Annotated in this window: 9 protein-coding genes; 3 read left to right on the forward strand and 6 right to left on the reverse strand. The window is 47.7% G+C overall.

Annotated features, from left to right (window positions below; translation table 11 throughout):
- Nucleotides 1–40 precede the first annotated feature (40 nt).
- The 5 genes from ACP2WE_RS04830 to ACP2WE_RS04850 all read right to left on the reverse strand — a co-directional run bounded on the left by ACP2WE_RS04830 (nucleotide 41) and on the right by ACP2WE_RS04850 (nucleotide 11,074).
- Complete coding sequence (locus ACP2WE_RS04830; RefSeq protein WP_425214454.1) at nucleotides 41–2,173, reverse strand: OmpA family protein; 2,133 nt, start codon at nucleotides 2,171–2,173, stop codon at nucleotides 41–43.
- Nucleotides 2,174–2,241: 68 nt separating this feature from the next.
- On the reverse strand, nucleotides 2,242–6,129 hold the full coding sequence (locus ACP2WE_RS04835; RefSeq protein ID WP_425214455.1) for a TonB-dependent receptor: 3,888 nt from the start codon (nucleotides 6,127–6,129) through the stop codon (nucleotides 2,242–2,244).
- Complete coding sequence (locus ACP2WE_RS04840; RefSeq protein WP_425214456.1) at nucleotides 6,126–7,556, reverse strand: isopeptide-forming domain-containing fimbrial protein; 1,431 nt, start codon at nucleotides 7,554–7,556, stop codon at nucleotides 6,126–6,128. The genes ACP2WE_RS04835 and ACP2WE_RS04840 overlap by 4 nt, the downstream gene beginning before the upstream one ends.
- A 149-nt stretch (nucleotides 7,557–7,705) precedes the next feature.
- On the reverse strand, nucleotides 7,706–8,293 hold the full coding sequence (locus tag ACP2WE_RS04845) for a hypothetical protein (RefSeq protein WP_425214457.1): 588 nt from the start codon (nucleotides 8,291–8,293) through the stop codon (nucleotides 7,706–7,708).
- A gap of 156 nt (nucleotides 8,294–8,449) precedes the next feature.
- The gene (locus tag ACP2WE_RS04850; protein ID WP_425214458.1) at nucleotides 8,450–11,074 is read right to left on the reverse strand and encodes a DUF7925 domain-containing protein; all 2,625 of its coding nucleotides are present in this window, start codon (nucleotides 11,072–11,074) and stop codon (nucleotides 8,450–8,452) included.
- A gap of 965 nt (nucleotides 11,075–12,039) precedes the next feature.
- On the opposite strand from ACP2WE_RS04850, the gene ACP2WE_RS04855 reads away from it, so the two are divergent.
- The 3 genes from ACP2WE_RS04855 (at nucleotide 12,040) to ACP2WE_RS04865 (ending at nucleotide 14,973) form a co-directional block, all read left to right on the forward strand.
- Nucleotides 12,040–12,612, forward strand: coding sequence for a shikimate kinase (locus ACP2WE_RS04855; RefSeq protein ID WP_425214459.1), 573 nt, complete (start codon nucleotides 12,040–12,042; stop codon nucleotides 12,610–12,612).
- 34 nt (nucleotides 12,613–12,646) lie between these two features.
- The gene (gene recN / locus ACP2WE_RS04860) at nucleotides 12,647–14,509 is read left to right on the forward strand and encodes a DNA repair protein RecN (protein WP_425214460.1); all 1,863 of its coding nucleotides are present in this window, start codon (nucleotides 12,647–12,649) and stop codon (nucleotides 14,507–14,509) included.
- A gap of 125 nt (nucleotides 14,510–14,634) precedes the next feature.
- Nucleotides 14,635–14,973, forward strand: a complete 339-nt coding sequence (locus ACP2WE_RS04865; RefSeq protein WP_425214461.1) for a YbaB/EbfC family nucleoid-associated protein — start codon at nucleotides 14,635–14,637, stop codon at nucleotides 14,971–14,973.
- 117 nt (nucleotides 14,974–15,090) lie between these two features.
- On the opposite strand, the gene ACP2WE_RS04870 is transcribed toward ACP2WE_RS04865, so the two are convergent.
- The coding region (locus ACP2WE_RS04870; RefSeq protein WP_425214462.1) for a TrmH family RNA methyltransferase at nucleotides 15,091–15,473 on the reverse strand (383 nt) is incomplete at its 5' end.

Raw genomic sequence — 15,473 nt, forward strand, 5'->3', positions numbered from 1 at the left:
AAAATCCTTAACGACTAGCTAGTAAATTGGGAAGAAGGGTCTAGGGAAGATAGATGGTTGGAATTACAGACTTTAATTGCTTTTCTAATTGCAAATCGTCTTCCTGATTTTCAAACTTAATCTCGACACCTCGCACATCTTGGAATATGACCTCAACGCGCCGATCGCGTGCATAATCAACAGTCGTGTTACCCTGCGTGAGGCGACGGCGTTCGCCCAACGTACGAATGGTCATGCGTTCGGGGGCGACACCACGACCAATCAGATAATTACGGGCAGCCCGAGCGCGACGCAAACCTAACTCTAGATTATAGGTATCTCCAGCACGCGGATCGGTGTGTCCTTCCAAATCGATCGCGATCGTGGCATATTGCTGTAAGACCTCAGCAATCTGGTCGAGTACCCTTGCACTTGCAGGACTAATTTCGTCTTGGTCTAGGGCAAAATGAATATTGCGCGGAACGCGCAGCGTAATTTGGGGCGGCGGTGGTGTTTGAGCAACGGGTGGCGTTAGACAAGGGGGCATAGCCATCTCGCGGGGAGCCGAGGGGTCGATGGGAACGATCGGCACCAGAGGCGAACCAATCTCGGCAATACGAGCATTATGGGCTGGTTCCGATGTGCCATACTGCGGATCGGTGGCGATCGCTGAAATCGTATCCCCAGCTTTGAGATTGTCTAGAGATACGGCAAACTTGCCTTTTTCATCCGCTTTCACGGTGGTGATAAATTCGCTCAGTGGCCCGTAAAGAGTATTACTTTCACTGACGCGATAGAGATCGATTTCGGAGCCAACATCAGCAGTGCCGTCGATTCCCACCTTCCCATTCACAAGATAAAACTCTGATGCTAAGAATATAGGGGCATTAATCGCGCCATTAGCCGTGTCTACGCGACGAAAGTGAGAATCGCGTTGATTGTTGACACCGTCGCCTGAGCGGAAGTCAAAGGCTTCCGTATTTCGTTGCGCTAAGAGGTCAATACTCATGCCTTCGAGGTTAGCAAAACGGTTGTTACGAATGATATTGCGATCGCTTTTGGGAAATGCAGCCACAGCTACACCAGAGCCAGCTTGATCGGAAATGCGATTATTGCTGACCAGATGATCGTTGCCCATAATATAGATCGCTGCTCGACGCAACCCACGACCATTCCCTAAGATTGTATTCTGGTCAATTTTGATGCCACCTTCTGGCTTAAACAGAAAGATCCCCGCACCATCATTTCCACAAATTAGATTGGACTGAATTAGTAAACGATCGATCTTCCCCTCCAGACGAATCGCATCAGGCATTCCCGCAAGCCCGTTGCCGATAATTGCATTGTCCAGAATTTGCGAACCCATGGCGTTAACCGAAGTAATAATGCCACTACCTTGGTGGTTGCCAATGCGATTCTGCCGCACAATCGTTTCCACACCGTTAAAAATAGAAATACCAAAAGCTGAAGTGCGTTGGGTCATTTCCCCCGTGGGAGGAATGCCTAGCCAGTTTGCTTCTATAACTACGCCTTTAGGTGGCAAATCGCTTTCATAAAATGGCGAGAATTTTGCAGGTTGTTGCTGTTGGGAAGTATCGGGTGGGGGCAAACGATGGGAGATGAAAATATCCGCAGGTGGTGTTGTGGTAGTCGAGGCATGAGGAGCATTAAAGCCGTAAACACTCAGCCCTCTGATCGTAACTCGATCGGCTGCAATCATGATTCCACGCAAAATGCTGACATTCTCAGCAGGGGTAATCGCGACAATAGGTGTGGGGATATTCACTTCCATCGCAAAGGACTTACTATCGTACCCAGCTTGACTGGTTCCATCGATCGATAGATTTGGACTGACGATCGCAGGTAATGCTTCTGTAAGACGAATTGTAGTTTGATTGGCAGGAAGCGCAAATTCGATTTGGGAACCCGTCTGAGTTAATGGTGTGATATTGTCACGCTCTGCTGCACTTAGCCGATCGAGTGGCAATGTCCCATTTGCCACCGCGATCGCTTCTCTGAGTGTGAGGCGATCGTCTGGAACGATCGCCCCATCGGCATTACTATTGATACGAATGCGATACGAAGGAAGAGAGGATGATTGTGCGATCGCAGATGAGAAGACACTCCAGAAGGCAATCCCTCCAAAAAACGCACTCAAGATATAGGTCTGTTTTCTGTTCTGGTTCCTGCTCATACTTCTCCTGTCAAATAATCCCTGTCACTTTCACACCAACACCTTTTATTCCAACGATCGCGAACTGTTCATCGGTTTACTGTCGTTGCCACAGAATAGGTTGCGAATGCACCGTTTGCAGTGACTACCATCTGTTGTTTTGCCCCTGATGTGAGTCTGCCAGCGATCGGCACAACATTTGTCGGTCGGCTTGTTTTCGTTACAGTCGGCAACGTTGTAGGCAAGTTTGCAATATCAGGATTCGCGGTTACAGGATTTACAGCAACTGGATTTGTGACTGCTGGAGTTGCAGATAGGGCTGGCACTTGAGTGGTCGATTCTTGCGGTTGAGCTGGAGCAACTTTTTGTAAGCCAAAACCATCAAATAGTTCGTTGATTTTAAAGGTGACGGCAGCATAGAGACCACCCGCAGAACGAGAGCCGCTAAAATCACGATCGATATTTACGCCCCCAGAACTGTAACCTCCCGCCACGCGCAGGTTTGGGGTAAGATAATAGCCCAACTCAGCCAAAAAGCCTGTTTCTGTATAACCTGCCGAGGGCTGAGAAATCGTTCTGCCCTCAGCCACCAAATCCCAGTTATAGCCCAAGCGATAGGTTGCCCGCAGTTGTCCCAACAAAATTGACGAAGTACCAATAAAATCTTGGGCTAAATACGAGGTGCTATTCCGAAATGCAAACTTGGTATAAAACTCCCATTGCCAGTTGGGGGCATAGATCGCCTCGGTCGAAAGCACGTGATCTTCATAGCCAGAGCCCGTGCCAACCAAAAGTGCGCTCGGAATCGTACTAGGGTTGCTGCGATATTCATACTTGAGTAAAGCGTTGAAATTATCGTTTGCAGGATCGCGATAGGCAAGGCCGATTCGCAAACTTGCCGTGTCATTTACTGTGAGCAATTGATTTGCAGCGCCAGCTTGTTGATAGCGCAGTAGAACGGTGAGTGCAGGTGAAAGCTTGCCCAGCCCCGCCACCGAAATCACTGTGTTGGCTCCCGTTGACGAAGTTCGATACTCATAACGGGCACTGAGTTTAAGATCGGGGTTATCAGTATATTCCAAACCGATCTTATAGTTATCACCAGGTTGGAGCGTTAAGGTGGAAGCTGTTTGTCCAGGGGCAAAGGGCTGAAGAAATTGCGTGCCCGCAGCAGTTTGGGTCGTAAAATCCCCAAAAATGCGTTCGTATCCCAAATTAAGGAATAACCCAGGCGAGAGCGTCCAACGATGATTTAACCCCACAGATCCTTGAGTGGTAGATAGGTTGGCTCCACCCAAGACGGTGTAGCGCCCAGTCAGCGTTGTGTCTGGACCAAGCTTGTAATCAGTCACAAGGTCAGCACTGGTAATCGATCGCCCCGCTAATGTGCCATTGTGGAAAAACTGTTGGGCGAGGCGCAGCGTCAAACCATCAAAAATCGTCCAGTCAACCCCTGCCACTGTACGGTCTTGGTAAATTGGATCGACCGTCGAAGATACGCTGGTTTCGTTTTGAAGCAGGAACCGCAGATTTGGCGCAATGGAAACGTTGATTCGCGATCGCAGTTGGGTCGAACTACTGTTAAACAGGCTATTAGAACTAGTTAAAACCGAGTTATCTTGGCGATCTCGCTGCAACAGATCCACCTCTAAGCTAACATCCCCCAATCGCTGTTGCAAACCAACAGCGAAGGTGCGCAGGGTATTGTCAACATAGGCACCCACAGGCAAGACATTTTGGCGCAGAGCCAACAAATCAGTTAGGGAGTCTAGGGGTTGTGGTGGCAGTCCGCGATTGGTCTCTTGCTCGTAGGAAGCTCGTAGATTTGTTGTAGGCGTAACAGCTGCGTTTACTATCGCCCCAAAGCGGGTTTGCCCTGGCACAAAGCTAATCGTGGCATTGTTGGTAAAGCCAGTATCCGCAGTGCGGAAGAAAGCCCGCCCTGTAATTCCTTCTGCGATCTTGCCATCAATCTCGACCCGAGCCGCAGAGCCACTGACGCGACCTAAAATATCTGAGAAATTGTCCGATCGCGCAAACTCAGCAATCAGCTTAGAGGCATCACCCAAAGAGACTTGGGCGCTAGCACCATAAAGCTGGAAGTTACGAACCCCTTGATTTTCTTGGAAATAATTAGCGCCAACCCATGTCTCTCTACCAATGTCGCGGGCAAAGTGATAGCGAAGTTGGCCTGCATAAATGTTAGATTCGCTTGCCGTAGTTTCATACTCATAGCTAACGACAATTTTGCGGACAAAAATCGTCCCCGTATCGCTAAAGCCAGTTTGTGATAATGGTTTGTTGAACAATAATGTGCCGCGATCGTAATCGATTTGGTAATCTGTAGTACGATTTAGAGATGTTCTCTGAAATACTTCCCCTGGACGATTTAGCTCTTCTAATTCAATAAAAACACTTTCACTACCAGCTTGGACAAGGCGGCGAGAGAGAAAATAAAACCCACTCGTGCCATCGGGAACAATGTTGTCTCTCTGGAAACTGCGGTTTGTATTACTGTAAAAACCTGTAATTTGCAGATCGCCGAGATTATAGTTGAGTTTAAGTCCATTCAGTTGGCGGTTAATCGCTGTAAATTGTTGCGCCGAAGCCGCAAATTCCTCAGTTTTAAAATCACCCCACATGATGTAGTCAATCCCAGCCCTTGCCACAGGCGATGTTCGCTCTAAGCGCAAAAACAGACTGCCATAAGAAGGCGTGACCGCAGTAGTTACGGAACTATCACCGTAGGTTGGATAGCTCTGATCGCAGGCTTGAATATCGCGGAATAAACGAGTTTGTCCGTTGCAGTCTTGGTTGAGAGGACGAGTGTTGTTGTAAGCGCCCGTAATCAGCCATTCCCCAATTCGACCAGTACCAAAAATTGCCGCTGTCAAATCGAACTGAGATTGATTGCTGCCATCAACAGGCAAAAAGTCTCGAAAGCTCCGATAAAAGTCAGTTCCCCTAGCCCCAAACCGCAGGTCAATCACACCTGTGACGATTGATGGACGTAGATTTGACTCAAATTGAAGCTGTGTAAATGCTTCCAGTTTTTCGCTACCCAGACCCTGCACAGTAACATTCCCAGGGTTTAAGCTGGAGCGCAACTGTGTCTTAAATTGTCCATTTTCGGCTCTGACCTGAAATCCAGGGATGCTGGGGTCAGCATCTATGCCGACAAATTCGCCATTGTTTGCAGATAAGGTAATCGTAGCGTTGCGATTAGAGCGATTACCCTGTTTGTCTGTGAGTTCACCAATAATCGTAGCCGTCGATCGCCCATCGGCAGGAATCCGAGCTTCTTGCGATCGCAACGACATTGTAAGTGCCTCACCTCGCACGATCACGGTTACTTGGGCGGTCTTACCTGCCCCGTCGCGCACTTCGATGAGATTTTCTCCCTCCTTGAGAATCACACCATACCAAATTTGAGTGACAAGGTTGGTCGAGGTATTCGTTTCAGTACGCCCAATCAGCTTTTCGTCAACGATCGCTCCGTTAACGCGCAGTTCCACGCTCATGCCAATATCAAACTGCACCATCACACTGGTGGAGCCATTATCTAGGGTGCTAGGAATCGGAGCTAAAATTTGTAGAGAGGACGCAGGCAGACTTGGCTGCTTTGGTTTGGCTGTAGCTGGGGCTGGTTGAACCGATGGCTCGGTCTGGCTTGTTTGCGTTGGTAAAGTTTGCCCAGATTGTGGGGGTAAAGTTCGTTGAACTGGAGCGATCGCTGCCGAACGCTTTGATTCATTGCCAATTTTGTCAGCAGGGGGGACAACGACGATAACTGGCTCAGGTTTAATTACGTCTTGCTTAACTGGCTCCAATGTTTCCGAACCTTTTGAGGGCAAAGGATTTTGATTTACAGGTGTGACAGGTTCTTGCGCGATCGCCGCACCCTGCGAAAATAGCCACAACTGAGGCATCGTTACCAAGACCAAGAGAGAAGCGAGTGAAAAATAATTGGGTCTCATTGTTTTTGCCCTCCCTGAGTATCTCCTTGGAAAATTGGCGTGACTGCAAAATTGGCTCTAACCAGACCACCTGGTTCTAGACGGACAAGACGTGATTGGCTATTGCGTTCGATAAAGTAAAGGTTGGGCGCAAGCGTGTAACCAGGCAGTGAGGTAAGGTCAAGCACAAGCGATCGACTGCCTGAAATCACATTCATAACTGAGTACAAGCCATTTGGATCGGTGACGATGCGATTACCGTCATCCATAAACACCACGGCATTAGGAACACCTGGTTCGCCAGGTTGCTGTTCGCCATCAAAGTTTTTATCCACAAACACTCGACCAATAATCGTGCCGCAATCTGACACAATTCCAGGGCGAATCCGCATTGTGTAAATCGCAGGTCCATCGCCTACCCCCCTGCCATTGTCTGCACGAATGCCACGCACAGAAGCTGAATTTTGACCACTTCCCCTTACCGCATCGGGGGTGACGATCGCAGCATAGACAATATTGAGTCTTTTATCTTGGTTGCGAGGCGGTAAACTGCCAGTAACCGTAAAGGTAAGATTGCGACCATCGCGAGTCAAAGTTACTGGAACAGCAACACCGCCAATACTGGCTCTTACAGAATTTTCGGCAATCTGAAAACCGACTGGTAGCGTATCTGTAACCACAAGATTTGTAATCGTTGACGAAGTAAGGTTCTTGACCTCAATGCGGTAAACAGGAATGTCACCAGGCTCAGCGGCAGCGCGATCGCCAGTTTTGATGATTTGTAGCGCTCTCTCTTCGCACAAATTGACCCCGATACCAAACGTTAGAAAGTTTGAGCCAACTGTGGTACTGATCGTTCCCTGCTCAAAGATTGCTGCCCCTTGAATGCTAATGGGTTGCCCATCTAAGGCAGTTGCCGAAAACGCATAGGTACCATTCGGATTGCTATTGCCAACCACAATCCGAATTCGACGTTCCTGTAGCCCTGAATCTGTAGGAGGAGTAATTAAGAGAATGTAGGTTTTGCCCTGTGCAAGTTGTCCTAGGGCTGGGTTAAGTAAAAAGTTATAGGTTCCATCCGAAAGAGAAGTCATCACAAAGGGATTAACATTCTGGAAATTGGGCGGAAACCCACGAGGAACCCCAGGTGGAGGAACGGTTGGCGTCAGCGACACAATCGCGGCAATCTCACCAAAATTACCCAAGGGGTCATATAAACCCACGCGAAACCCGTCGTAGTTACTAAAGGGCTGACCCGCACAATCGAGAATTCTTCCAGCGGGATCGACAAGGGTAGAATAGTTTGCCCCTAGGGTGTTTGAGGGACCAGTAACCGAGCCTCCCGATGGAATCGTGTAGCTATATCCCGCACGGTTAACTAAATCGATTGTCTGCTGTTGCTGTGCCGTAGCGACAAAGGTAAAGATGACTGAGAGTAGGCAAGCCAATGCTGCCGACGCTATAAGTTTTAGCCATCGGCTCGCGTTGTTTTTGGAAGTCTTTCTTGTATGTCGTCTCACCTAAGCAACCACCTGATCAATTGGAACTAAAGATTCTCATGCCAAGTACACGCACCAAAAAGCCTACAGATTTTGAGCTACCTAACTCTGACTTGATAAGTTGCATTGAGCGCCGACTTCCCTACAAAGGTTTTGCCAAAATTCCAGCGCACATGGGTATATGCCTCGGCTGGAGCTGGACGCACTTCTGTAACTCCATCAGGTCGTTGAATCGTTATTGTGGGCTTAGCCACAAAAGTTTTGCTACCATCGATACTGAACGTGATGGACGCATCTTCGCTGGAAGGAAGGGTTGCAGAACCAAGAATGTAGGTCATACCTGTTGGAACTGGTTGAATTACCACTAAATCGGGTATTGTGCTACCTGTGCTATTCGTTGCAGCTACTACATATCGCAAAATGCTTCCGGGCAAAACTTGAGAACCGCTCTCAAGCACTTGCCAAACAACTTTTTCATTACCTCGAGCATCTTTTTCTTTTGTCTGAAGCTCTGCACTTAAAAAGAGCCGAACAGGCTGCTGAGCTGGTTTTTGAGCAATCTGTTGAGCGGGAAATCTGCTTAAGCCAGTTGATGAGGGAACAGGTATATTTTTTGCAGCCAGCCCTGCGGTTGCAAATAATCCCAGAGTGACGAATCCCAAGCCAACTATAGATAGATATTTCATAGCTTCAATCTCCTTTAAATAGCAAACAATATCCAAGAGTTTTATCTAAGCTTTTTGTTTTAACGATCGCCCCGATCGTTTGACCGAATCAAGTTTTGGAAGCAGAGTAATTTCACGATGGTTAATTTCTCTGCCTCCATTCCTCAGAGATTGTGCCTAGTTGATAGTGCGGCGGAAAGTAAGACTGCCAGAGAAAGTCGTAGGATTTAGCGAGGGTGCAATATTGCCCACGTTGTTGAGATAGCGCGTAACCGACGTACCCGATGCTGGATCGGCAGCTCCGAGGTTAGTTGCCCCATTAAAGAACTGCAACGTACCCAGCGTGGCAAGCGTGCCCACGTTGTGCGTGGTAAAGGTCACCCAGTTATTTGGTGCGATCGTGCCATCGTCATCAACAATTAAGTTGTTGGCGGTGAGCGTACCGTTGCCGCTAGCCCCAGCCGAGTTTGGCGTGGAGAAGTTTACATAGCGAATCCGATAAACGACAACATTGCCAGGGGAAGGGTTCTTAATCGCAGTACTAAAGTTGGCAGGGCAATCTTGTCCTGCGGGAACGGCTGCACCTGTTCCCACCTCTAGACAAGACTCTTTTAGCAACTGCACATAGCCGAGATAAACCCGATCGATTGTGGTGTTGCGAATTGTATCGGTAGCTGGGTTGAAGTTGGGGGTTGCAGGGTCAGGATCGACAAAAGCAACTATCGGCACTGAGTAACCCGCCCGATCGCTAGCAGGAATACCTCCACCCGCAGCGGTGAAGCGATCCGTTGAAAGTGCAGAGCCAGCTGGAAGGTCAACCGTAACGGTGTAGTTGACATTTTGACCTGGGGTAATGCCTTGCATCAAGATTGGCGTACCCGCAGTTAGCGTGTAGGCAGTACCGTTGTAGGTAAAGGTCGCATCTTGGGCAGGGTTAGCACCAACAGCAGGAACTTGAATCCGAACTGTAGTACCCGTAGGTATGTCAGCAGCAACACGCCCAGATGGATTAGAAGCAGTTGGATCGTTGGGTGCGAGAGGGAAAAGGCGAACGTTGTCGATCGCGGTTGGGCTAGAGTTTTGATAGGTATTGTTAAACACGGTCGCGGGGGGATCGATCGTAGTACCGGGCACTGACTGTGGTGCGGTTAAGGGAACTGCGAGGTTGGTAAAGTCATCCGTATTATTTGTCGGGCCCGTAGCATTTGCCTGTGCGTTAGGTCCATTGATTAAACCGACCGTAGGTGAAATCACGATCACATTGTCTTCACCACCCGTAGTTGCGGTTCCAGTTCCGCCGGGAGAGCCAGGGTCAACACCTGTGTTGTTGTTGTTATTGTCTGAGCCATGAACAGTCGGATCGGCTAAACCACCTGCTGCACCCGTCGGACCACCACCCGCACCAGGAGCATAGTTTGTCCCAGTAGGATCTGGAGGTGTTGTGCCACCAGCACCACTAAAGTTGTTGGGGTTTTGGTCGCCTGACTCGTCGTAAACAATGCGATTGGTAGGATCGCCTTGAGTTTGACCAAAAACTTGGGCAAGGTTGTTGATCTGGCCGCCACCCGCAGGCAAACCTGTCGTGGTAACTGTAAAACGGAAGCCTTGCGGATCGGTTGCCGTTGTAAAGCCAGGAGGCAAAGAAGTTCCACCTGTATAGATAAAGCCAATGCGAGTGGGGTTAGCAGGCTCGATCAAAGACCAAGTGGGTGTTGTTAATACGTTATTGGTTTGGGCAACAGCTGTAGTCGTAAACACTGGAGTCCAACCCGGTGGCGCTACCACGGAGCCAGCGTTGTAGGTCGTACCAACTGGAACTGCATCAGAAACCAAAATGCGTGGGGTTGCGCCTAAGCCATTCACTAACGTACCGACAAGGTTGGTGGGGGTAAAGTTAATATTTGGCGATGTTGACTCTACCCGCATGTCTAAGCGGTAAGTAATTTGATCGTCTGTGACGGCTGCGGTATTCGGCACCACTAAGGCACGGGTTTTTAGCACGGTGGCTAGCGCAACGTTTTGCACCTGTGAGCCAACTGTCACGGTACGTATCGCTGCCGCTTCGCGTTGACCATTTACAGGAGCCTGCCCACCGACTGGATTATTGCCTGAAGTCGTTACATCGCCAAGGCTAGCGATAATCGCTTGGTTCTGCGTGGCTGGGCTGTTGTCATTAGGTGGGGTGTCTCCCAGTCGCACCGTTACAGGAGCACCGGGGAGCGTTCCAGCAGGCACAGTGCCTCGGACGCGAACCGTAATTGCTTGACCGGGCGCGATCGTAGTAGCAGTCGAGAAAGCCGCAGTTTGACCAGCTCCAAAAGCTGTGCCACCCAAGGGGTCAACCTGAAAATCTGCGATCGTAAAGTTGGTACTGCCGATATTGGCACTGGCTGGAATGTTGAGTGTGGAGGGAAAGTTGCCGATGTTTCGTACCGTAAAGTCAAAGAATAACTGGTCGCCAGCATTGATACTGCCACCATTCACGTCAGTAAAAGCTAGGTTAGTGTTGGTGATACCCGCAACTGGTGCGGTTACTACAGATACAGTATTGGATGTGGTGTTGACCGTATTCCCTGTAACTGGGTCAACATAAGTACCCGTAGCGCGGTTATCAATTTGCTGACCAGCAGGTGTTGAGGTTTGCGACAACACTTGTAGTGTGACTAGTTGCCCTAGCCCACCAACTACGAGTGTGGCGATCGCAAAACGTTTGAAGATGGAACCTCTTTTGCTGTGTTTTATGCTCTTAGCACCAAGGCTCTTTCCTTGGGAAGACTTGGTAAGGTTTTTACGCTCAGACATGTTTCACTCCAGACAACAAGGTTAACTACAAATTCCACACGCGCAAAAATAATGCTTTACGCAAGCATGAAAAACTAAGCAAGCATGAAAAACTAAGCTAGAAGTGCTGCTTAGCTCCTCTAACTGAATCAATCAGTCAAAAAAATATGACTCAGCGCATCTCTTAAGCACTGAAAAATAGGAGCAAAAAAGAACCTAAAGCCCTAACAAGTACTTCTAAAAAAGGAACCTGTTTGCTTAAAAACTTTGTTTGCTCTAAAAAACGAAGCTAAAAGAGAAAACTGGGTGACTATCGCTAAAATCCACTCTCAGGGGAAAGCGTTTTATTCACTTTGAATTTATTTTTAGCTTATTCTTTTAGTCGATAAATTGCCTTAAACCGCTTTGACTTTACTTGAAACTATCCAAGCAGTCAACAAAATTTATATTAACTAGTATAAATTTTGATTTTAATCTCATGAAAAATAAATATCTTTCACATAGAATTCACAAAAACTGTGATTATTAAAGCCTGTAACTGTCAACACAGATTACACTAAAAACAGCACTAACGATTATTTTAAATAAAAAATATAATACTTTGCAAAAAAATCATATAGGGATCGCCTAGGTTTCGTTAATTTAAACCGAAAAATGATTTTTTTGCAAAATGATATAATAAATTACAAAAAAATCATATAGGGATCGCTTAGTTTTCGCCTATTTAAACGAAAAAGTGAATCCAGAAAAAATCGTCTCATCCCCCAATCTCATCCCCGTGTAGCCTCAGTTATCACTTTGTAGATTGAAACCGATAGTTTCGTTCTTGCAGAAAACCCTACGAATTTGGACTTATATGAATTTCTGGATTAACCAAGAAATTCAAGCACTCAATTTAGATGTGGTTTCATGTTGTTAGACTATCTTTTTCGATCGCTTGCCAACATCACCCAACTGGGTGAACAGAATTCGCTACAATAAACCCTATGCTTAAAGGAACCAGCGTATTTTTAATTGGCATGATGGGTGCAGGCAAAAGCACCATAGGCAAGCTGTTAGCGGCTCAGCTAGACTATCGTTTTTTAGATACCGACCAATTAGTCGAGACTTGCGCGGGACAAACAATTCCTGAGATTTTTGCGCGATCTGGAGAAGCAAGTTTCCGAGAAATTGAGCATCAAGTGTTAGGTCAGGTTTCTGCCTATACAAGGCTGGTGGTTGCTACGGGTGGCGGGATTGTGTTGAACCAAATGAATTGGTCGCACCTGCATCATGGGCTTGTGGTTTGGTTAGATGTCCCCGTACCTGTTTTGTACGATCGCCTTACAAACGCCACAGTTCAACGCCCTTTACTGCAAACTGAAAACCCACTTTTAACCCTAACCAATATCTACGAGCAAAGATGGGATCGCTATGCCCAAGCAGACATTCGCATCACCGTGGGGGAAGAAGAGTCCTCTAAGCAAGTATGCGAGCGCACGATCGAGGCGATCGCCAAGAAAGTTGAGCCCGATCGCCTAAAGGTCTTGCCAGAGGAAGTAATATTAGATTGCGAATAAAGCTGGAGTCAGAGCAACCCCAACCCATCAAACTATGCTTCTGAGCCTAAGAATTGAGAACTTTGCTCTCATTGACAATTTAGAACTGGAGCTATTCCCTGGGCTGAATATCATGACGGGGGAAACAGGAGCAGGGAAGTCGATTATTTTGGATGCGATCGATGCTGCCCTTGGTGGGAAAGTTTCGAGCCGCATGTTGCGAACGGGAACAAATCGCGCTCTGATTGAAGCAACATTTCAGACCAATCCCCAATTGTCGGAATGGTTAGCCAGTCAGGAAATCGACCTCCTAGACGATGGAGCGGTAATTTGCAGCCGCGAAATCACCAGCCGTAGCAATCGCACCCGCCTGAATGGCGTGGTCGTGAATAAACAGCAAATCCAAGAATTGCGCGAACAATTGGTCGAAATCACGGCACAGGGTCAAACTTTTTTATTGGGAAGAGAAGCGATTCAACGGGAGTGGTTGGATAGTTTTGGTGGAATCAAATTGCTCGATCTGCGCCAACAGATATCGCAATTATTCGAGATCGCTCAGCGATCGCATCGCGCGCTCAAAGCTCGTCAAGACAGCGATCGCAATCGCCTACAGCAGATCGACTTACTCCAATATCAACTGAAAGAATTGGATGCGGCCGATTTAAGCGAACCCGATGAGTTAGAGAATTTGGAAAGCGATCGGATGCGGCTCTCTCATAGTGTAGAGCTTCAACAACAGAGCTATCAAGTCTACGAGATACTTTATCAAAATGATGCTGAGAATGCCTGTGCGGACTTGTTAGGCAAGGCGGAATCCATTCTCACGGAAATGGTAGCAGTGGATGGAAATCTGCAAGGTATTTTGGAACTCGTCACCAGCGCCTTAACCCAAGTAGAAGAAGCAGGACGAGAGATTAATGCCTATGGTGATAATCTGGAATCTGAACCCGAGCAATTGGAACAGATCGAAGACCGCATTCGACAGCTCAAGCAGATTTGTCGTAAATATGGCGCTACGCTTCAAGATGCGATCGCCTACGCCCAAAAGTTGCGGAAAGAGTTAGATGGACTCACAAATCACGAGCAATCGATTGAGGAATTAGAAAAAATCGCCGCCGCCGATCGAAAAGCTCTCGTAAAAGCCTGTCACGAACTCACCCAATTGCGGCAAGTCGCCGCAACGCAACTAGAGCAGAAGTTGGTGGCGACACTCAAATCTCTCGCCATGGAGAAAGTGCTATTTCGCGTCACGATTGCCGCGATCGAACCGAATACCTTTGGAGCCGATCGCGTCACCTTTGAATTTAGCCCCAACCCCGGCGAACCCCTACAACCCCTCTCAGAAACTGCCTCTGGTGGGGAAATTAGCCGATTTTTACTGGCGCTCAAAACCTGCTTTGCCCAAGCCGATCCGATCGGCACGATGGTATTTGATGAAATTGATGTGGGGGTTTCGGGGCGCGTATCGCAAGCGATCGCCCTGCAATTATGGCAACTCAGTCGCAACCGTCAAGTTCTCTGCGTAACGCACCAGCCAATCGTGGCAGCGATCGCCGATCATCATTTTCGCGTATCCAAGCAAGTGGTGATGGTCAATCAAAATTCTGCTATAAATTCCTCTACAAATTCTTCAGAGAATTCTAACGGCAATGGCAAACCCGAGCTCACAGAACGCACAACCGTACAAGTACAACTTTTAGAGCCAGAGCAGCGCAAACAGGAATTAGCCCAAATTGCAGGAGGTGTCAATGTGAGTGCTTCTGAAAGCGCCCCAGAAAATGGCTCAGCCAAAAGTTTGGTAGATCGCAAAACCAAGAAAAAAGATCCCCCCCTCAATCCTGCGGTTTCTCAAGCGATCGCCTTTGCCGAATCTTTACTGACTCAAGCTGCTGCGATTAAAAACAGCGATCGAGGATAATTGCTATACCAATAAAATGTCATAAATAATTTAGGATTGCGATCGCTGAAGGCTGACAACCGATAACTGATTAACCACTAGTGGCATAATAAGTAGGAAAACTTAGCTAAATAACTAAAAGCAATATGGCACAGAAAGAAGGATTTGGTTTTGGACTAGGCAAAATGAAAGAAGCCTTCCAAAAAGCTCAGCAAATTCAAGAAGGAGCAAAGATCCTACAAGCTGAGCTAGACGAAATGCGTCTGACCGGAGAATCTGGTGGCGGCTTAGTAAAAGTAACCCTGAGCGGAAATCAAGAACCTCATGGGGTCGAGATTGCTCCTGAAGCACTGAATGAAGGTGCTGAAGTTCTTTCTGACTTGGTGTTAGCAGCGCTAAAAGATGCCTATACGCTCTCAACAACAACCATGAAAGAAAAAATGGAAACCCTCACTGGTGGACTGGGTCTACCTGGCGGTTTTTAATTGGAACTTGGTTTCTTATCGCTGCCAATTCTTACTTAGGATGTATTGTCACGCAGTTCTCTAGGAATAGATGCGTTACGGCCAGTGCCTAACGCATCTCAAGAAATTCTATGGAGTTTACAACCTCGAACGATAGACTTCATACATCATCAGACTGCCTGCGATCGCTAGGTTCAAAGAATCCGCCGCCCCTACCATGGGAATGCGAACCAATTGCTGACAGAGAGAGCGTTGAATGGGTGTTAGCCCCTGGCGTTCCTCGCCAAGAAATAACAAGGTCGAATGAGGATACTCGATCTGATGCAGATCCACTGCACCATCTGGTGAAGCCCCAATGACTGTGCAATTCTGTTGGCGCACCCAAGTTCTGGACTTTGGACTAGAAAAAGAAAAAAAGGCAGCAGGTGCTTGGCACAAACTGCCAAAAGAGCAATGATCAATTAACCAAAATTGACATTGACAATAATGATTTTCCAGAAACTCCAAGAATTTCGCAACTC

The sequence above is a fragment of the Tumidithrix helvetica PCC 7403 genome, from assembly GCF_965232925.1.
Classification (GTDB): domain Bacteria; phylum Cyanobacteriota; class Cyanobacteriia; order Pseudanabaenales; family Pseudanabaenaceae; genus Tumidithrix; species Tumidithrix helvetica.